General features: G+C 44.7%; 9 protein-coding genes. 4 read left to right on the forward strand and 5 right to left on the reverse strand.

The window, feature by feature from the left end; all coding sequences use genetic code 11:
- Nucleotides 1–30 precede the first annotated feature (30 nt).
- Together V5G28_RS03095 and V5G28_RS03100 are read right to left on the reverse strand one after the other, a co-directional pair.
- On the reverse strand, nt 31–3582 hold the full coding sequence (locus V5G28_RS03095; RefSeq protein ID WP_332990802.1) for a two-partner secretion domain-containing protein: 3552 nt from the start codon (nt 3580–3582) through the stop codon (nt 31–33).
- A 160-nt stretch (nt 3583–3742) separates the two neighbouring features.
- Nucleotides 3743–7141, reverse strand: a complete 3399-nt coding sequence (locus tag V5G28_RS03100; protein ID WP_336229558.1) for a two-partner secretion domain-containing protein — start codon at nt 7139–7141, stop codon at nt 3743–3745.
- Between the two features lie 1204 nt (nt 7142–8345).
- Between V5G28_RS03100 and V5G28_RS03105 the strand changes: the two genes are divergently transcribed.
- The gene (locus tag V5G28_RS03105; RefSeq protein WP_332990821.1) at nt 8346–10025 is read left to right on the forward strand and encodes a ShlB/FhaC/HecB family hemolysin secretion/activation protein; all 1680 of its coding nucleotides are present in this window, start codon (nt 8346–8348) and stop codon (nt 10023–10025) included.
- A gap of 311 nt (nt 10026–10336) precedes the next feature.
- On the opposite strand, the gene V5G28_RS03110 is transcribed toward V5G28_RS03105, so the two are convergent.
- Together V5G28_RS03110 and V5G28_RS03115 are read right to left on the reverse strand one after the other, a co-directional pair.
- Nucleotides 10337–12286 (reverse strand): sensor histidine kinase, encoded by a 1950-nt coding sequence (locus V5G28_RS03110; protein WP_332990807.1) that lies wholly within the window; start codon nt 12284–12286, stop codon nt 10337–10339.
- Between the two features lie 24 nt (nt 12287–12310).
- Nucleotides 12311–13030, reverse strand: coding sequence for a response regulator transcription factor (locus V5G28_RS03115; protein ID WP_332990809.1), 720 nt, complete (start codon nt 13028–13030; stop codon nt 12311–12313).
- A 482-nt stretch (nt 13031–13512) separates the two neighbouring features.
- Here V5G28_RS03115 and V5G28_RS03120 point away from each other — a divergent pair, with 482 nt between their 5' ends.
- The 3 genes from V5G28_RS03120 (at nt 13513) to V5G28_RS03130 (ending at nt 17462) form a co-directional block, all read left to right on the forward strand.
- Nucleotides 13513–15312: a ScyA-related TPP-binding enzyme gene (locus tag V5G28_RS03120; protein WP_442994208.1), complete on the forward strand. Its 1800-nt coding sequence runs from the start codon at nt 13513–13515 to the stop codon at nt 15310–15312.
- 57 nt (nt 15313–15369) lie between these two features.
- Nucleotides 15370–16509 (forward strand): 3-oxoacyl-ACP synthase III family protein, encoded by a 1140-nt coding sequence (locus V5G28_RS03125; protein ID WP_332990813.1) that lies wholly within the window; start codon nt 15370–15372, stop codon nt 16507–16509.
- Between the two features lie 203 nt (nt 16510–16712).
- Nucleotides 16713–17462, forward strand: coding sequence for an SDR family oxidoreductase (locus tag V5G28_RS03130; protein ID WP_332990816.1), 750 nt, complete (start codon nt 16713–16715; stop codon nt 17460–17462).
- A 78-nt stretch (nt 17463–17540) separates the two neighbouring features.
- Here V5G28_RS03130 and V5G28_RS03135 read toward each other — a convergent pair whose 3' ends face one another.
- Nucleotides 17541–21026 carry an NB-ARC domain-containing protein gene (locus V5G28_RS03135; RefSeq protein WP_332990819.1) on the reverse strand — a complete coding sequence of 1162 codons (3486 nt, stop codon included), beginning with the start codon at nt 21024–21026 and terminating at the stop codon, nt 17541–17543.
- Nucleotides 21027–21447: the final 421 nt, after the last annotated feature.

Below are 21447 nucleotides of genomic sequence, written 5' to 3' on the forward strand. Positions count from 1 at the left end.
AGCACCTCCTATAACGAAAAGCAAACGTTATCAAGGACACTCACGGCTTAAAACAAGCTGTCCTGAAGGAAGTTGATACACATCTTGAGCTTCCACAATCGGCGAACCTTTTTGCCAAGCATGACGAGTAGAGTTTTCTAATGCGGAAGCATCAGTTGTACGCACACTGCCAGTCGCATACTGGGACATCACAGCGTCTCCAGGACGAAATGGCAAACCACCAGAACCTGTGATAATGAAACTCCCCTGTTGCTTTTGATTACGGCGTGCAATACAGCTACTGGCAATCAACCGCGACGTGTCTACAAATTCAATCGGTAATTCAACTAAACCAGCAGCTGGGTCAATACCTGCTGTGGTGACACTGATTATGCCAATTAAGGCATCGGTCGCTCCCGTGGCGGTGATGTCGCTACTGGGGGTGGGCTGAAGACGCGGTTGAATGCCAAAAATCGAATAGGCATTGATGCTGACGTTGCCGCCGCGAAAATCTTCAGAGTTGGCGCTGATGTCGCTATTTTCTTGAGGAATAGCCACTAGAAACTGAGTATCAATCTCAATGTTGCCACCAGGAATGTTGCTTCCTTTGGCGTTGGTTGTGATCTTACTACCATTGCGGAGGAGGATGAGGGGCGATCGCAAATTGATATTCCCTCCACCGCCAGTGGTGTCTGCCCGAATGCTGCCAGCATTGTTGAGATAGATTTGATTCGCATCCACAAACAAGTTGCCTGCACTGCCTGTGCCTGAACTGCTGACCGTCACTTGTGCTTGGTTTTGAATACCGAGGGTGCCTGTGCGGAGATTTAAGTTCCCGCCATTGCCGCTGCTACCCGTCCCGGCGGCAATAATCGAACCATTGCCTGTGAGCGTAATCGACTCTGGGGCAGTGAGCGTCAACGTTCCACCCCGACCACTGCTGTAGGTGGAAGCAGAGATTTGTGCGCCTTGTTGCAGGTTCACCCGCACACTTTGCCCGTTCCCTCGTGGCTGAATGGTCAAGTCGCCCGCATCTCCAGTATTGGTGGTTTCGGCGAATAGACCACTGCTTGCCCCACTCAGTTGCAGGTCTGGAGTATTAACTATGATGTCGCCAGCCTCACCGTTACTATTCGTCGTGGTGAGTAGTCGCCCGCCACTGCTCAAAGCTACCGTGTCGGCACTGAGTGTGATATTGCCAGCGTTTCCCTCTCCAGAGGTGGAAGCTGCAAGTTGAGCGCCATTGAGCAGTGAGAGCTTAAGCGCTGTGATGTCAATATCGCCTCCCCTGCCCGATCCACTTGGCTCAAGCGTACTGATGGCATCTCCCCCATCAAACGAGACACTACCGTTCGCCTGAATCTGGATATTTCCGGCATCGCCTTGCCCTTGTGTGCTCGTGCTGATTCTGCCTTGGTCGGAAACCGACAGTGAACCTGTGGTGATGATGATGTCCCCTCCGTTTCCCACAACTCCTTGTGGGGTCGTGGCAAACACTCCACTGCGGAGGTTAGTACGAGTAGAGGTTGTGCCACGAATCTGTACAGAGTCACGAGCATGAATGGTGATATCACCTGCATTACCCGTGCCGCTGTCATTGTCGGCATACAGGGCACCCCCATTGGTCAGCGCCAGCACTCCAGTGGTGATCGTTATATCTCCTCCCCTACCCACAGCTCCTTGATTCACTTGTGTGAAAATAGCGGTGTTTTCAACGGGGCTTTCACCATCTAGTGAGACAGTATCGCGGACATTGATATTGACGCTACCTGCATCTCCCTGTCCATTAGTGCTGGAAACCATTTGAGAGCCTCCTGTAAGAGACAGCGACCCTGCCGTGATCTCGATATCGCCACCCTTACCGATGCTAGTGTTGTTTATGTTACTGAGTACACTACTGTAACTATTCAAAGAGACAGTATCGCGGGCATTAATATCCACACTGCCTGCATCTCCCTGTCCATCCGTGGCAGAATTCAGTTGAGCGTTATTGGTGAGAGAAAGCGACCCCGTAGTGATGTTGATACCGCCACTGTTACCGACACCTTGGTACACGGCACTGCCTATAAGACTGTCATCCAAAGAGACAGTATCGCGGGCATTAATATTCACCCTACCTGTGTTTCCCTGTCCTCTCGTGTAGGAATTCAGTTGAGCGTTATTGGTGAGAGACAGCGACCCCGTAGTAATGTTAATACCACCACTGTTACCGACACCAGTTGGGTCTACGCCACTGCCTATAAGACTGCCGTAACTACCCCCATCCATAAAGATCATATCGCGGGCATAAATATTGATACTACCTGTATTCCCCTGTCCTCTCGTGACTGAACCTATTCGAGCACTATTTGTGATAAAAACCGATCCTGTCGTGATGTTGAAATCGCCAGCGTTACCGACACTCGTTGGTTGCACCGCAGTGCCGCCTATGACACCATCACCATCCCAAGACACCGTATCGCGGGCATTAATATTGATACTGCCTGTATTTCCCTGCCCAAACGTGTCGGAACCTAGTTGAGCATTCCCTGTGACAGAAAACGACCCTGTCGTGATGTTGATGTTACCTGCATTACCCGTACTTCCAAAACCCACTCGGTTACCGATTAGGCTGTCATCAGCTAGGTTGATTGTTTCTGTCGCATCAAGCTGCATATCCCCCGCTTGTGCCCCAGCAAAGCCCAACCCGTCTTTAATTCCCACCCAAATTCTACTTCCTTGGCTTAGGGTCAAGTTCCGTGCGGTGATAATCATACTCCCGCCACCCCCTCCACGAGCGTCTATAACAGCGCTGTTGCTGAGGGAAACATCTGCCCGTGCTACGCTATCGGGAAAACTCAACCGCCACTCACTAGCCGTTCCACTCAGCCCAACACTTCCCTGTCCCGCTACGGCACCCAACTCCACTCGGCTTCCCGGACTGATAATTTGCCCGCCTTCTAACCCGACATTGCCACCAACTAGCAACAAGCTCTGTCCCGGTGGTACCTGCAGCCCGGTACTGTTGTTAGCCGTCGAGCGGTTGATAATTGCTTGCGCTGCCAGTTGATTGAAAAACAAGGCGTTGGGATTGACGTTCAACACTTGACTGGGCACCGGTTGTCCTGGATTCGCACTAAAAATATCTCCATTTGCCAATCCAATCGCATCGGCTGTGGTGGTTACAAACGAACCGCCAATATTGAGTGACGCATTCGGACCAAACACAATGCCATTCGGGTTGAGCAAGAACAGGTTGGCTGTACCGTTAGCTCGGATTAAGCCATCAATATTAGAAATTGACCCACCTGTGACTCGTGTTAGGATATTCTGCACATTAGCCGGATTGTTGAAGAAGGCAGTACCGCCAGTGGGCACAGAAAACGATTGGAAACTGTGGAAGAGATTACTACCGCGAATTGCTCCGCCATCAATGCGATCGCTTGCTAAGTCACGAATCACTAAATTAGGTGTAACGACAGAACTTTCAGAAGACAGCGTAGCATCTGGTGTTATTTGTGCATTGGCTTGCTCAGATGTTGTCAATGCGTACGCACCTACCAAGGAACAGCAACCTGCCAACCCTAATTGCAATCTTCTAAGTCGCCAAAATTTTCTTTTCATAGAATAGTTCGCTTAAGAAGTGATAAATGGCACATGGTCTAGCCATAAGCAAAAGGTGAGGCTGCAAATAAAATAAATAGGATTTCTAGTAACTGGTATCGAGTAGATTTACGATATTGATTGTCCAAATAGCACCTCTTATAACGAAAAGCAAACGTTATCAAGGACACTCCCGGCTTAAAACAAGCTGTCCTGAAGGAAGTTGATACACATTTTGAGCTTCCACAATCGGCGAACCTTTTTGCCAAGCATGACGAGTCGAGTTTTCTGATGCGGAAGCATCAGTTGTACGCACACTCCCAGTCGCATACTGGGATATCACAGCGTCTCCAGGACGAAACGGCAAACCACCAGAACCTGTGATCATGAAACTCCCCTGTTGCTTTTGATTACGGCGTGCAATACAGCTACTAGCAATCAAGCTGCTAGTGTCGATTAGGTTTTGAGGTAACTCAATAAAGCTATTTTGAACCAAGCTTGGTTCAGGTGTGGTGATGATGCCGGAGGACAAGTCACCAGTTGCATTGAGATCAACGCGGTTATTACGATCCAGAGTGAGGCGATCTGCACCAGAAAGAGTAGGTTGATAGTTTTGACCGAAGAAAGCGGGGGTGTTAAGGGTGATGTTACCGCCTCTTCCATCTCGGGCAAATGCAAGGATGTCGCTGTCATTGAGGGCGATGATGGAGTTAGCATTAAGGGTGATATTACCGCCGCCACCTACGCCACTCAAGACGTTGGTTGCAATGTTGCTGTCACCAAACAGGCGCATGTCCTTTGCTGTAATAGTGATGGCACCTCCGGAAGAGCGTTCTGCAGTAGTGATGATATCACCGTTAGTAGCCCTTAAGAGTCCGTCAACATTAATAGTGATGTTGCCTGCATTTCCCTGACTGCGCCCCTCGGCGCTAACTACTGCTCTATCCTGAATCAGCAACTCACTGGTATGAATCGTCAAATCACCCCCATTTCCAGTTGAGCCTGAAATAGCTGCAGAATACAAGCCGCTGAAACTGTGACCATCACTAGAGGTACCAATCAGTTGTACCTTGTTAGCAGTGAGTGTCAAATTCCCTCCATTGCCACTACCCAATGTGCTAGTACTAACTTGTGCCCCATTTTGAATCAGCAACTCACTGGTATTAATCATCAAATCACCCGCATTCCCGGTTGAGCCTGAAATAGCTGCAGAATACAAGCCGCTGGAGAAGCGACCATCACTAGAGGTACCAATCAATTGCACCTTGTTGGCTCGTACTGTAAGATTCCCTCCATTGCCAGTACCAAATGTGGCAGCATTAACTTGTGCCCCATTTTCAATCAGCAACTCATTGGTATGAATCGTCACATTAGCCCCATTCCCAGTTGAGCCTGAATCAGCAGCAGAACCCAAGCTGCTGACAAAGCGACCATCACTAGAGGTACCGATCAGTTGCACCTTGTTGGCTCGTACTGTAAGATTCCCTCCATTGCCAGTACCAAATGTGCCAGTAGTAACTTGTGCCCCATTTTGAACCAGCAACTCACTGGTATGAATCGTCAAATCACCTGCATTTCCGGTTGAGCCTGGGTTAGCAACAGAAAACAAGCCGGTGCCAAAGGAACTATCACTAGAACTACCAATCAGTTGCACCTTGTTGGCAGTGAGTGCCAAATTCCCTCCATTGCCACTACCAAATGTGGCAGCACTAACTTGTGCCCCATTTTGAATCAGCAACTCACTGGTATGAATCGTCAAATCACCCGCCTTCCCGGTTGAGCCCGGGTTAGCAACAGAAAACAAGCCGGTGCCAAAGGAACTATCACTAGAACTACCAATCACTTGCACCTTGTTGGCTGTAAGTGTCAAATTTCCTCCATTGCCACTACCATATGTGCCAGTAGTAACTTGTGCCCGATTTTGAATCAGCAACTCACTGGTATGAATCGTCAAATCACCCGCCTTCCCGGTTGAGCCTGGGTAAGCAGCAGAAGCCAAGTTGCTGAAAATCTGACCATCACTAGAACTACCAATCAGTTGCACCTTGTTAGCAGTGATTGTCAAATTTCCTCCATTGCCACTACCAAGTGTGCCAGTACTAACTTGTGCCCCATTTTGAATCAGCAACTCACTGGTATTAATCGTCAAGGAACCCGCATTCGCGGTTGAGCGTCGTTCAGCTTGAGAATACAAGCCGCTGGGATACTGACCATCACTGGTCGTACCAATCACTTGCACCTTGTTAGCAGTAATTGTCAAATTGCCTCCATTGCCACTACCAAATGTGCCAGTACTAACTAGTGCCCCATTTTGAATCAGCAACTCACTGGTATTAATCGTCAAGGAACCCGCATTCCCGGTTGCGCCTGAAAGAGGTTCAGAAAACAAGCCGCTGGAAAACTGATTATCACTAGAGGTACCAATCACTTGCACCTTGTTAGCAGTGATTGTCAAATTCCCTCCATTGCCACTACCAAGTGTGCCAGTACTAACTTGTGCTCCATTTTGAATCAGCAACTCACTGGTATTAATCGTCAAGGAACCCGCATTCCCGGTTGCTCCTGGCTTAGCTTGAGCAGTCAAAGCATTGAGGAACCGATTATCACTAGAAATACCATTTATATTTAGCAACTCAGTCGCCATCACTTGCAAGGATCCACCAGACTCTGTTCCGAGAGTACTTGCCTCTATTTGAGAACCATTGCTCAGGGTGACGCGCCTGCCCACTACCTGTATATCACCACTGCCCGCGCCACTAGCATCAACTGCTGTTTGTTGCGATAGTTGAATATTGCCAAAGTTTTGCACCCCATCATAGCCAAAGGCAAAACCTTTATTATTGGAGGCGAGGCTGACAAAACCTGAGCCGGCAACACTCCCCAGTTCTATCCGTCCGCCAGCAGTTTTGATGGTTGCTCCTTCTAAGCTAATATCACCACCCACCAATGCTAAGGTTTGGTTCGGTTCCACCCGTAGAGCATTCATTGTATCAATTAACTCACTTGTTATCCTTTGACCCTGACCATCGCCTATAACCTGAATCTCTCCTGGATTTGCTCCATATTGCAAACCTACAGGCACACTGAGGGTAAGTAATGATGTAGACTGTGGTGCAGTGGCGCTATATTCAAAGCCATCAGCAAATTTCAAGCTATTTGCCGTACTACCAACAAACGAACCCTGAAGATCCAATCGCGCATTTTGACCAAATAGAATTCCATTGGGATTGAGCAAAAACAAGTTGGCATTACCCAATACACCAAGCCTCCCTAGAATCTCGGAGCGACTCGTTCCTGTCACCCGAGTGAGAATGTTCTTAATTCCCTCAGGATTGCTGAAATAAACTCCTCTTGCTTCACCCACGTTGAATTCTCGAAAACTGTGGAAGAGATTACCACCGCGAATTGCTCCGCCATCAATGCGATCGCTTGTTAAGTCACGAATCACTAAATTAGGTGTAACGACAGAACTTTCAGAAGACAGCGTAGCATCTGGTGTTATTTGTGCATGGGCTTGCTCGGATGTTGTCAATACGTACGCACTTACCAAAGCCCAGCAACCTGCTAATCCTAATTGCAATCTTCTAATACCGTTTCTCCATGAAGATGCACGCTTATTCAACCCCCTTGTAGTCCCCCCTTGGTAGGGGGGGATGCAGTCGGCGGAGGGTAAATAAAGTGCAATGTCACAGAGAATTGCTATACAGCGCTTTGCATCTAAATGGAGTACACCCCTCCCCAACCCTCCCCTTGGCAAGGGAAGGGTGCGCGACAGCGCGGGTGGGGTACTTCTGTACTTCACGAACTTGCAATCTGCTATAAGTAGCCAAAATTTTTCTTTCATATAACATATTCTTTATTCTGTCAATTTTCATAAATAAATTTTTACTGAAAAATAAAAATCAATTTTTAGCTGGATCTAAAATTTTTTGTTGATAAATTATTTACTGTAAATTAAACCATGAACAACACACTGAGGGGAAGATATGAACTCTCAAATGTTGTAGTTATTCATCAAACGTATCAATTGCATTCCTGACATGTTCTGATAAAAATAAACTGTTATCTAGCTGCTATTTAGCTGTCAATATATTTTTGGATATTTAAATGTAAAGTAAATTAAATTTTTCAATTAATTACTACTGGTAAAAAAAGTAACTTTAATCACAAACAATCTTCTAAATATTAATTTTGTCAATTCCGGGAAGTGTCAAATGCAGCCTCATATAAAGCTTCTAGCTGGCTAAGATACCATTAACAAGACTAATTTGATAAACAAAATTAATCACATATTAAGCAACACCTTATGGGGTTCATCCCAATTTCACCAAAACACCCAAGGCAATTCGGTGCGTAGTCCTGAGCGAAGCGAAGGAACAGGAGGGAAGAATCTCAAGCCCACGTTGATTTAAAAGATGCTTCGCTTCACTTAGCATGACAATAAATTTGCACCTATGGGATACTCCCCACCTATTATTTTTTCATTTCTTTGTTACTTAGTTAACTTGTTAGTAAAAGTATTCTGTGATAAACAAGTAACAATACTATATTTATTACTAACGTTTAGTTTCAGAGAAGCTTTGAAATATGCTGTCAATGGTGGGGTTAAAATTGTGTACTGGAGCGAATACCTACAGTTTTACTTTGCAGTACGTATTTGGAGGTTGAGTGTAGCAGGGTTGTTAGGGTGCATAGGAGCGTGCGCCACTTCTTTAGATATCTGTGTCTTTGCCCAAAGCAGCGATATTGTATTTGACAACACTTTAGGCTCTGAAAGTTCTACAATTTTTTACCTAAACCCCAGCTTAAGAGTTGCACAATCAACCCCACCGCCGAGAGTTACCATTCCCCCAACCGTACCAGGGCGCGTTGAAGAAATTATTCCCAAACCCACTAAACCTCTACCCATCCCCTCTACTCCAAGCGCACCACCAACACCACCCAATCTCGAAACACCTCCCATTCCTCAACCCACCGCGCCTTCTCCCACAAACCTTCGCTTTTACATTAAGAAGATTGAAGTCTTAGGCAATACCGTTCTCAAAGAGGAAATTAGTCAGTTAGTTAAGAAATATGAAAACCGGAAAATTACTTTTGAAGACCTAACCGCCTTGCGCTCTGCTATCACCGAGCTTTACGTCAAAAAAGGTTACGTCACTTCCGGTGCATTTTTGCCCAACAACCAAGCTCTTGACAAAGGTATTGTGCAAATTCAACTGGTAGAAGGCGAACTAGAGCGAATAGAAATTACTGGTTTAAGCCGCCTGGGAAAAGGATACGTGCTTCGTCGCTTGAGGAGCGCCACTAAAGCTCCTTTAAACCGCCAACGCCTAGAGGAAGCACTGCAACTGTTGCAGCTTGATCCGCTTTTAGAACGGGTGAATGCTGAGTTAACCGCAGGTAGTGTCCCAGGGCGCAATATCTTACAAGTGCGTTTGAAAGAAGCTCCTGCATTTCATGCAGGCATTATCATTGGCAACAACCAATCTCCTAGCATCGGTTCAATTCAGGGTAGTGTCTTTGTGACTCACGATAACTTGTTGGGCTTCGGCGATCGCCTGGCTGTTGAATACGGACGCACCGAGGGACTCAATCTCTACGATTTCAGCTACACCGTGCCGCTTTTACCTCGCAATGGCACTCTTAGCTTCCGCTATAGCAACAACGACAGCAATATTGTCGAAGCCCCTTTCCAAGACTTAGGTATTCGCAACCAGTCCGAAACCTTTTCCGTCAGTCTGCGCCAACCGTTAGCGCAATCCCCTGAATCTGAGTTTGCTATTGGTGTAGGGTTAGACTTGCGTCGCAATCAAACCTTTATTCTGGATGACATTCCCTACTCGTTTTCACAAGGACCAGAAAACGGGAGATCCAGAATCACTGTGATTCGGTTTTACCAAGACTGGGTAAATCGGACTGCAACACAAGTGCTAGCAGCGCGATCCCAATTCAGCTTTGGCATCGATGCCTTTGATGCAACCATCAATAACACAGGTACCGATGGACGCTTCTTTTCGTGGTTAGGACAGTTTCAGTGGGTGCAGCAATTGTCCCCAAGAGCCTTGCTGGTAACTCGCATCGATACCCAGTTAACGCCAGATTCTCTTCTATCATTGGAAAAGTTTAGTATTGGTGGTGTAGATACGGTTAGGGGCTATCGGCAAAACCAAGTAGTATCTGACAATGGCGTTGTCGCTTCTTTTGAACTCCGCATTCCCGTCACCGCTGATCCTAGAACCCTACAAATCACGCCATTTTTTGAGATAGGCACTGGGTGGAATAACCGTGATGCTAACCCAGATCCGAATTTAATTGCAGGCTTGGGTTTGGGTGTGGAATGGCAAATTAACCGTAGTTTGGATGTCCGCTTAGATTATGGTATCCCATTAGTTGGGGTGAGCAATAGAGGAGACTCCTTGCAAGATAATGGACTTTATTTCTCGTTGCGATATCAACCTTTTTAACCTTAAGGTAATGATAAGTATTCAACCGCACATGATATTAGCCAGAAACTCAACCTCTCCATCATTATTAGGACTTACGCAAAATCTCTAATGAAAGCCTCTTTCCTTCATGTCCTTCGTGTCCTTTGCGGTTCATTTTTCGGTTATTACTGCGTAAGTCCTAATTATATCTCAATACGGTTCAGTTAGTGGTGTTTAGTTTTGTTAAGATCCCCTAACCCCCTTAAAAAGGGGGCTTAGTTCCCTCCTTTTTAAGGAGGGCTAGGGAGGATCAATCCTTAACTGAACTGTATTGAATTATATCTTTGGCACTACCCATCTTTGGCACTCCCAAAAAAGGATTTAAGTTGCTTTCGGATTTTTCCGATGCAACCTTTGCTACCTCCGAGGAACCAGGTTAACTCACATAAAGTTCCACGGGGAGAAACAGATTCTCGCTTAAAATGACCTCCCAATTTACAAGCTAAATTTATAGCTTGTTTTGTGCCTTTATTTTCTAAATTTGAACTGATGCCGCATCCATTATCTTTTATGGTAAGAGTGTACCATCCTTGATTTTCCTTACCAGTAGCTTGGATGAATTTGGCTCCTACTGCATGTTTTCCAACATTGCATAAAGCTTCTTCCAAGAATTGGCAAAGTTCTCGTTTCTGTTCAATACTCAAATACTCCTCCCCAATGGGGTCAAATGACCGAGTTTTTACTTTAAGATTTTGAAAAAAGGGAAGGTCTCGCTCTAATGTACTGGTGTAAACCTCATAAAAAAGTTCGTGAATTGGAAGTTTTAAATCTAGTTTTAAACCACTCCCAATACGGAGGCTTTCTTCCTGATCTAGGGCTTCCAATTTTAGATATTCACCAATCGCCCGAATTTCAAAGTTGAGACTTTTCAATTGCGAGTGTAATTTCTCCCGTGAATAATTCTGCTCCTGAACACATCTTAAAGTATTAGCTAGTGTCTGCAAAGGTCCATTATGAATAAGAGTAAATGTATGGTCAATTGTGCGTTGGCGTTCATTAATTTGAGATTGCAAAGCTCGGTCGCGTTGATAAAAAGCAAAAGCACTTAGACCTACACCATTGATACCTAAAATTAACAAATTTGGTGCAACGGGAATCCACCAACCCCATATCAAAAGCAGATAACTAATTCCAACCAACAAAAGACTAATAACACCAATAGCAAACAGATTCTTGAGTACAGATTGAGTCAGCCGCCCAATAATAATGGGGATAAAACCCCAAAATGTTATCCACAAATATTCCCACTTATCTGACCAATCTTTTAACAGTGGTCGTTTATTAAGAACTGCGCTAATGATTTGGGAACAAGCATGAGCGTGAAATTCTACTCCAAAAATTTGATCAAAACTTTTCAAATCAGCAATTGCTTTAGTATAAAGATAGTCTGGAACGCTAGGAGCTGTTATACCTATCAAAATAATGCGATCGCGCAGCCATTCCGGCTGAGATTTGCCAGTTTTAATATCATTAAGAGATAAAACTCGAAATGGTTTTTTTCCACTCCGCCAATTGAGTAATGTTTGAACCCCACCCGCATCTGTTCCTACATATCCGCCAGTGTTGGGCAAAAAGCGAGGGATTTCAACTGAGCCAAAGCGCATAGCTTCGGGGTCATGAATACCATTTTCTAAAGTAATACCTTCACGAGATAAATAATTCTCTGCTAAACGCAAAGATAGGGAAAACTTGTAGCTTTGATTATTGTTTAATGATGGTGTACTCAGAAGAACGCGCCTGGAGTTGCCATCCTTATCAGCGATAACATCCATGAAACCTATTTGTTCAGAAGACACATACGACAGCGCAGCAATTTGATTAGGTAAGACTTTTTCAATAGCAATTATATTTTTACTTTGTTTAAATACATCAATTAGTTGTTTATGACCTGGCTCAAGAGGCACATTTCTAACAATATCCAAACCAATAACTCTCGGTTTATAATTCTGTACTTTCCTGATAACTGCTGCAATCTCACCATCTGGTATGGGATATGTTTTTGCACTCGCGATATCATCTTCATTAATGCCGATAATTGTGATTCTATTATCTATAGGCTCAGCAGGACGTAAATGGAGAAAGTTATCAAGTGCCATCCACTCTAAAGGTTGAAGTAACCCAGTGAAGCGAGCGATGGTGACAATCGCCAAGACTGCAAAGCCTGGTAACGCTCCTGTACGCCAAATAGCAATTTCTTTCTTAATTTTTCTCCAAATCTGCGTTTCAGAAGCTTCAACCATGAATTAATAACTCCTAACTCCTTATTAGTCAATTAGCCCTTCTTCTTTCGCACGGATTCTCGTTTGAATTCGCATATTCTTGCCTTCTTGTCTGCAATCTTCAGGATAAACGCCCAAAACGTCTTGGATTTTAGTCCAGTATGAACGAATTGTCCTTTCATGCATATGCATTCGTTCAGCAATAGTCTTATCTTGCAATCCTTCTTCAAATGCTAGCCCCAGAACCTCTAGCCACTCAGGCTTAAATTCCAGTGCTGTTTTTATATCTTTTGTATGCGTTCCCCCTTGTAGTGCTAAGTTAATCCTTGTTAATATCTCTTTTTCAGACAGTCCTTTATCGGCGATCGCAAAGCCCCCTTGATGCTCGTCAATTTCATGTTTAATCCGCACCAGTGCTTTAACATAACTGCTTTGCACCACGATATTTAGTGCAGGATATTTTTTCATCAAAATCTTCAGTAGTTGAATACCTTCATCAATATGGGCGGTCATTCCGGTCTTGTATGGAATGGACAAGTCCATCACAACAAGATCAAGTTGAAAACTCTCTACTATATCAAAAGCTTCTTGTGCAGTTTTAGCCTTGAGAATTTCCGCGTTTGGGTACTTCTGTCGTAGCACATCGAGGCTTCCTGTCAGGATTAATTGGTGGTCATCTACTACTAGAATCTTTTGCTTTTCTTGACTCATCATCAATTCCTCAAAGTTTACTTTTACCGTAGTTCTTTCTGATATCACGTTCATAGCAAACCTGAAACCCAAGTATCCACCACTTAATTGTTTTGTCAAATAAACCGATAAGTTTTTTAAACACATAAATTTAAAAAAGTCAATTACTTTTCTTAGGTAAACAGTGATTTTTACGAAAAATTAATAATATTTAATAAATCTGCGCTTGTCTTCAATGTATTTGTGTATGCGCTTATTTTATTAAAAGCAGCTCTAGCCGTGTATACAGAAAAGTGTATGTTTTGAAGCCGGGTTTGGTATTCAACACAGCACTTTTGGTAAGTGTGTAATTTAGCAGTTCTTTTTATCTTATTAATTAAGCACACTTCAAGCTTAACTTCCATTCAGCGAACAACAAACGAAAGATAAACTGACGACTTGCCAACTTTTACGCATCTACCTTTACTTATATGAGCTTTAAATCCTTTGCAATCCACTCAACTGAAGCCAAAAAGTTAGAACTCGACAGCCATGTCGAAATTTTACCAAATCAGACTATGGGCTTTAAGTATAAAACTGTATCTGCCCTAGTCTCACCATCTGAGTCATCTTTGGCCCCCTCACCTTTTGTAAATGTCCAGCCAAACCCACAATTGGACATCGTGTCTCTCAAAACAAGTCAGCAAGTTGCACCTGTCTCAGTAGCTGAGGCGATCGCCAAAATGCTCTCTGACATGGGAGTGCAATATGCCTTTGGTGTTTCGGGAGGTGCGATCGCTCCTGTATGGCATACACTGGAGAATAGTTCAATCGAGGTGCTTCACTTTCGTCATGAAGCAGGAGCCGCTTTTGCTGCTTGCGAGGCATACTTTGCTAGTGGTCGCCCTGTCGTGGTGTTTGCCACAGCAGGTCCAGGCATCACAAACGCTCTGACCGGACTCTTTGCTGCACGTTGGGAGGGTGCGAAGGTGATTTTCCTGTCGCCTTCCACATCAACAGCGCAGCGCGGACGGTGGGCTTTTCAAGAAACAAGCGCTTACACAATGCCCAGCGGGGGTATTTTTACCTCGGGTTCAATGTTCGATTATGCTACTACCCTTGAAAGCAGTGATGAACTGCCAGAAGTCCAAAGAAGGCTAGCTCTAGGCTTAGCTAGACCAGGAAGTTTCATAGCTCATGTAAGTATTCCTACCGCTATCCAGACGAGTTTGCTCAAAACATCGTTACCACAAACGACTCTTTCTCATTCTGTGGCAACTGTGAGTGAAGAAACCGTCTCAGAGTGTTTACGGTTACTCTCTTCTGGTCCGTTTGCCATTTGGGTTGGTTTTGGTGCTCGCTCTGCTGCTTTTGAAATTCGCGAGTTCGCCGAAAGAACGGGGGCTGCGGTCATGTGTTCACCACGCGGCAAAGGTATTTTTCCAGAGGATCATCCTCAGTTTATTGGAGTTACGGGCTTTGCAGGGCATTCATCTGTTCTGACATATATGCAAGAGCAACGTCCTTTGCATACTTTGGTGTTAGGCACACGACTGAGTGAGTTTACCTCGTTTTGGAACCCCGCGATGATCCCTCCTGGAGGTTTTGTGCATGTTGACATTGATCCCGAGGTACCAGGAACCGCATATCCATCAGCTAAAACATTTGCCGTTCAGTCGGACGTGGGAATGTTTGTAAAAGCATTGCTGAAATACTTCCCAAAGCGTACTGGTCGATCAAGAGTCCCCTCATTACGCACGAGACCCGAGGGTAATGTTATCAATCCAAGTGCCAATGGTCTAGTACGACCTGAAGTACTTATGAATGCGATCCAACGGATCATCGTCGAAGGCAGTGATGCATTGGTGATAACTGAGGCAGGTAACTCCTTTGCTTGGGGAAATCATATGCTGCAATTTAACAAGCCGGGTCGTTATCGAGTCAGTACTGGGTTTGGAGCAATGGGTCATGCTGTCACGGGCGTCGTGGGTGCAGCGCTAGCTCGTAATGGTAAAGCTGTTGCGATCGTTGGAGATGGTGCCATGCTCATGAACAGTGAGATCAGCACTGCAGTGCAACACCAGATTCCTGCTGTTTGGATTGTACTTAATGACGGATGTTACAACATGTGCAAACAAGGCTCGATGATGCAGGGCTTTCAAGGCATGGATACAGACATTCCGCAAGTGGATTTCCTCAAAATTGCTCAAGCGATGGGAGCTGATGGTATTCGCGTTGCAACAGAGACTGATATCCAACAAGCCCTAGAGCAAGCACTTGCCTCTACTGGTCCGTTTATTGTTGATGTAGTCATCGATCCCACACGACCTGCACCAATTAGAAGTCGTATCAACAACCTAAATTTACAACAACAATAGAATTCATCAACAGCCTAAATTTACAACAGTAATCAAATTCATTGGAGGTTTATTATCATGTATCATCCAGTAGGCATTCGCTCGCTTGCATTAAGCGTTCCAAACACCATACGTACAAACGATTACTACCGCAATAAATATCCAGAGTTAATTGCTCAGTCCGAGCAAAGAAGTTTAGCAAAGCTGTTTTCACTGGCTGATTCCACTCCCAGTAATGAGTTTGACTTGGAGATGATGCCTTATTTGTCAGACCCCTTTCGCGGCACTGTTGAACGGCGAGTACTTGCTCCAGGTGAGTCGTCACTAACACTTGAGTATAAAGCCGCTAAAGATGCTCTGGACGCAGCTAAACTTTCTCCCGATGATGTCGATCTGATGATTGTCGCCTCACTCGTTGGCGAGCAAATCATACCTGGCAATGCTGTTTTCCTCGCTGAGCAACTCGGTTTACAATGTGCCGCTTGGAATCTTGATTCAATGTGTTCAGGAGCTATGGTTGCACTCCAAACTGCCAATACACTCGTTCGAGCAGGAGAGTACCGCAATGTACTGGTGGTGAGTTCTTGTACGTACTCTCGCTTTGTTGATGAAAGAGACACCATGTCGTGGGTAACTGGTGATGGTGCTGGAGCCTTTGTAGTTAGTCCACTTCAAGCCAACCAGGGAATTCTTGGCAGCAAAACTGTTCATACCGCAGAAACTTGTGGTGCTTTTTACACTGAACTGGCAGAGGATTCCCAAGGTCAGCCACGATTATTTCTAAGGTCAGGAAAGGGAGCAAATCGAATAATCAGCAGTACATTTGCTAATTATGTTCGTACTTGCTGCAACGGTGCTGCTACTGCCGCCAACGTCACACTTGACCAAATCGACTTCTTTGTTTTTAATACAACAACCGCCTGGTTTGTTAATTTTTGCGCCCGTGTACTAGGCGTTGACTTAGAGCGCACAATCAACCTCTACCCTCAATATGGAAACGTTGGACCAATACCTGTCGTTGCTAATTTGTATCACGCAGCACAATTAGGTAAAATTAATGAAAATGATCTGGTTCTCGTCTACTCCCTTGGTGCATCAGCAAACGCCACTGCAACCGTGATGCGCTGGGGTGATGTAGCTCTAGGACCTGTTCCGGTTCATGAACCCAATATTGCAGTCAAAACAGCCAAAGACAAGAGCCCTGTTGGAGCTATCTAACAATATTGAATACCAATTCTCTTAAAGATTGCAACAAATCAAACCTCGTGTAGTCCCTCCGCATGTCGGGGGACGCCGACAGGTGGGATGTATTTTCCTCGTTGAATAAGGGTTTTCAGTACTTGTTACGCCAGAAAGTTTCAAAGTCCCAATCACTACTAAGTAGTATAAAACAAAACTATTCAGACGAAAGGAGCACACTCATGATAGGTCAATTTCATGGAAAGGTCGCGCTGGTTACTGGAGCTTCATCAGGCATTGGTCGGGCTACTGCGATCGCGTTTGCACGTGCTGGAGCAAAGGTCGTCGTTGCTAGTCGTCGCATCACCAACTCAGAAGAGACCGTACACCGCATACATGAGCTTGGAGGTGAGGCTATTTTTGTCAAGACAGATGTATCAAATGCTGCTGAAGTAGAGGTACTAGTCAACAAGACTATTGATTACTATGATCGTCTGGACTACGCTTGCAACAACGCCGGTGTTATAACTTCTAGTCTACTCACTAATATGTTGGAAGAAGACTGGAACCATATACTTGATGTGAATCTCAAAGGAACGTGGCTTTGTCTTAAGTATGAGATTGGAGCGATGCTCAAACAAGGTGGCGGTGCAATTGTGAACGTGGCTTCCGTCGCTAGTGTTGTCGGTTGTACGGGGCTTACCAGTTACTGTGCCAGTAAAGGTGGAATTATCGCCTTGACTCGAGCAGCAGCAATAGAATATGCCCAATCCGGCATCCGAATCAATGCTGTGAGTCCAGGTTGTGTTGAGACCGATATACTAGCTGCTGTCCCAAAAGACAAACTCGCTCAACTTAAAGCAGGGCATCCGATAGGACGCATTGGCAAATCAGAGGAAGTTGCAGAAGCTGTACTGTGGTTGTGTTCCGATGCGGCTTCCTTCGTGATCGGGCATAATATGATAATAGATGGAGCATATACCGCACAGTAAGGTAGAAAGTTTGATAATCGGGAGTGACCAATTCTAGCTAATCTTACTGGCTACAAAATTCTCCATAGTGTAACTATGTTACTGGTTCTCTTGATACTCAATCGCTCCTAAATGTTTCAGAGCAGATTTTTCAGCTTCTGTAAAACCAATTACCCCACTAATGTTCATACCTTCGTAGGGTTTAGAGCTTCTTAAAGTTTTCAGGCACTTACCAGTCTTTACATCCCAAATCCTAATTGTCTCATCTTCACTGCCACTAATTAGAGTACACTCCTCAAGACCGAAGGTAACTGATAATACTCCTTGACTATGTTCATGTAAAGTTTTGAGGCATTCACCAGTCTTGACATCCCATAACTTCACCCTTTGATCCGTGCTACCACTGCTAAGAGTTTGTCCATCTGGACTAAAGGCGATTGAGACAACCCAACTCGTATGTCCTTGCAAGGTTCTCAAGACTTGACCAGTCTTGACATCCCATAGCTTCACCTTGTGGTCTCCACAGCCACTAGATAAGATTAGTCCATCTGGACTAAAGGCAACTGACCAAACCCAGCCCGTATGTCCTTGTAAAGTTCTGAGGCATTGTCCAGTTTTGACATCCCATAGCTTCAGTGTGTGGTCATGACTGCCAGTAGCTAAAGTATGACCGTCAGGACTAAAGGTTACTGACAAAACTCCATGACTCTCTTGTTGTAAAGTTCTGAGGCACTTACCATCTGAGACATCCCATAGCTTCAGTGTTTGGTCATGACTGCTACTAGCAATTACTTGTCCATCAGGGCTAAAAGCAATTGACCAAATCCAACTAGTGTGACCTTTCAGAGTTTTGCGGCATTGACCAGTACTGACATCCCATATCCTAATCGTTTTATCATTACTGCCACTGGCCAGAGTACAACCATCTGGACTGAAAGCCACTGACCGGATCGCATTGTCATGCCCTGTAAAAGTTTTAAAGCATTGACCATTGTTAATGTTCCACAACTTCACAGTTTTGCAATCACTGCTACTAGCGAGCATTTGACCATTAGGACTTAAGGCAATTGACCAGACCTTATCACTATATCCCTGCAGAATTCTTAGACACTTACCAGTACTAACATCCCACAATTTGAACGATTGGTCATCACTGCTACTCACTAGCGTTTTAGCATCAGGGCTAAAAGCAACTGCTCGCACCAGATTATTATGTACATATAAAGTTTTGAGGCATTCAGCAGTACTAACATTCCACAACTTTACCGTTTGGTCCCAACTACCACTTGCCAGTGTTTGCCCATCAGGATTGAAAGCGACTGAGAAAACCCAGCCAGAGTGCCCCTGCAAGGTCATAAGACATTGACCAGTGTCAACATTCCATAATCTGACCGTTTGATCGCTGCTACCACTAGCTAGTATACGCCCATCTGGGCTGAGGGTAGCTGACCAGATCGCCTCATCGTGCCCCTGCAAGGTTCTAAGACATTGACTAGTGCGAACATTCCACTGCTTCAACGTTTTGTCTACGCTGCCACTCGTCAGCATTTGGTCGTCAGGACTAAAAACGACTGCTCGTACCATGTTGTCATGTCCTTGCAAAGTTTTTAGGCACTGACCAGTACTAACATCCCATATCCTTATGGTTTTGTCATCACTGCCACTGGCCACCGCTTGCCCATCTGAACTGAAAGCAACTGACCAAATCCCCTTTTCATGTCCCTGCAAGCTTCTGAGATATTGACCAGTATTGAGATCCCAAAGGTTGATTGTTTGATCCTCACTGCAGCTTACAAGAATACTACTATCAGGGCTGAAGGCAAGTGATGATACCCAATCAGTATGACCTCTAAAAGTGTACAGTTGTTTCCAATCAGCAACTTGGTACAACCGAACCTCACTATTCATATCCCCTGTAGCCAAAAATTTTCCATCGGGGCTAAATGCTATTGACAGAATTCCACCGAAGGTTTCCGCAAAAACAGATTTAGCCAAATTAGCATAAGAGAAATTCGTATGATGCAAATTCACATTCCGCAAGTCTGCTTGCCAAACAGTCAGATAAGAAAAATCATAACCAGTTAGACCTGTTTCCAGACGACACAGCAAATTAAGAATATTTCCCGCCGTATAACTTTGTTCTTGCGGAGATTGCTCTCGTAGCTTTGCTAAAATTTGGCTTAGCTGATTTTCAAGATTTCTTTTGTTTCTAAAGACAGCCAGCAGCCCATCTATAACTGGTTTAAGGATGAGGCGAATTTGAGTCTCCCTCACATAGTCTTTCGCCGTCGCCTTCATCAAAGCATGGCACCTAAAAAGCTCGATATTTCCAGTTTCAATCTCTTCACAAAGGTGATCTATCAATCGCTGAGTCACATACTCCATGACTACAGGTTGTAGCGTGAAGGTTGCTGCGCTTTTCTCCATTAGAGAACGCCGTGCTGCAGACTCCAGCGCCTCCAGTAATTTTTGTGGTCGTACTGGTGATACAATATCTTCTCGTAAATCTGATAGCGAAATTGGCTCACGATTAATCGCCAACCAGTACATTATCTCCTTTTCTAAATCTGACAAGCGCGAAAACTGCTGGTCTAAAAGTTCGCAAATGTCACCAAAAACAGCCGTGTCTTGTTTGAGAAATTCAGAAAGATTACCATCAAAGAGATCTTGAATTGTCGTCGCTACTATCTTCAAGGCTAAGGCGTTGCCTCCATAGCGCTCAACGACTGTTCGCAATTCTAACTCAGAGCCCGAGAAACCCTTAACTTCAAAGATTTTCTGCCCTTCTACCGCCTTCAGACCACTGAGTCGCAATGAACGAACTTTTAGCGCTTCTCCTTCCAGTGACGCCACGTCTTTCGGTTTTTCCCGAGAAGTCAACAACAGGCAGCTACTATGGGCAACTTCTCCTAAGCGTTTTATCAGCTGACCATAATCCTCATACCCTTTTCGATAACTTCCCGCAATAGCGCCACTTTGGAGAATGGTTTCAGCATTATCTAGTATAATGATAGAGCGTGAGGCTTGCAAATAATCAATCAGTCGTGAGATTCTTTCGTCTACGCTGTTTGGTAAATCAGCTTGTGTAACTTGGGCGTCACAGAAAAATTGAATTAAGTTACCCAGTAGCTCAAAAAGTGGTGGGGCATTGTAGAGCGATCGCCAGACAACGTACTCAAACTGCCCCTGAATTTGTTGTACTAACTTCGTCGCCAGAGAGGTTTTACCAATTCCCCCCATTCCCAACAGCGCTACGACTCGGCAACGGTCAATCACAATCCATTGCTCTAAGGTTGTAAGTTCTTGTGTGCGCCCATAAAATACAGAGACATCGATCGCTTCTCCCCAGTCCAAGCGTTTGTTAGCAATCCTTGTCTCATTCTTTTCATCTGTAGCTTGAGAGCCAGCCGCTACATCCAGTTCAGCTATCTCTTCAAACTCCACTTGTAACCTATGACACAGTTCTACAAAAGTTTTATAGTCAACGGGTTTACCTGTCAGGAAGTTGCTGACTGTGGCTAAAGATAGTCCCGCATCATCAGCCAAAGCTCTTTGGGTAGCAAAGCTGTTACGCCTAACTGCCATTTTAACTTGCTCAATGCATTTTTTACTAACCCTGAGCGATCTAGACATGGCTTATCTAACGAAACCCATACAGATTATACACTCAACAAGTCAGTCACAAGTCAGAATTAAGTCAGAAATTCTTAGGCTTGAACTCAGTTAGCACTATAGTTTAATGGAATTGTGGACCCAAGGAGATAGTCAAGTTTATCGCTTGTCAAATCTTTACGATCAATGCAGAACCAGGGGAAAGTTGCTTAACTTTCCTTCTGCAACCCCATGTTTATAGAAAGATAAATTTAACAATTTGTGGATTGGTGAGATTGCAAATTAGTACTTTTGTTTTACTAACTTAATATACAGCATTTTCGATGTAAATGAGGTACACTAAGTATTAGTGCATTAAAAATTACAATGAAACCGTACTCAATCGATTTGCGAG

The organism is Scytonema sp. PRP1, from assembly GCF_036697665.2.
GTDB classification, from domain to species: Bacteria; Cyanobacteriota; Cyanobacteriia; order Cyanobacteriales; family Nostocaceae; genus Kalymmatonema; species Kalymmatonema gypsitolerans.

Bases quoted from the DNA above. Each gene is read 5' to 3' on its own strand.
- V5G28_RS03115 (WP_332990809.1), bottom strand. From the start codon at position 13,030: ATGAACGTGATATCAGAAAGAACTACGGTAAAAGTAAACTTTGAGGAA.
- V5G28_RS03120 (WP_442994208.1), top strand. From the start codon at position 13,513: ATGGGCTTTAAGTATAAAACTGTATCTGCCCTAGTCTCACCATCTGAG.
- V5G28_RS03110 (WP_332990807.1), bottom strand. From the start codon at position 12,286: ATGGTTGAAGCTTCTGAAACGCAGATTTGGAGAAAAATTAAGAAAGAA.
- V5G28_RS03135 (WP_332990819.1), bottom strand. From the start codon at position 21,026: ATGGCAGTTAGGCGTAACAGCTTTGCTACCCAAAGAGCTTTGGCTGAT.
- V5G28_RS03095 (WP_332990802.1), bottom strand. From the start codon at position 3,582: ATGAAAAGAAAATTTTGGCGACTTAGAAGATTGCAATTAGGGTTGGCA.
- V5G28_RS03125 (WP_332990813.1), top strand. From the start codon at position 15,370: ATGTATCATCCAGTAGGCATTCGCTCGCTTGCATTAAGCGTTCCAAAC.
- V5G28_RS03130 (WP_332990816.1), top strand. From the start codon at position 16,713: ATGATAGGTCAATTTCATGGAAAGGTCGCGCTGGTTACTGGAGCTTCA.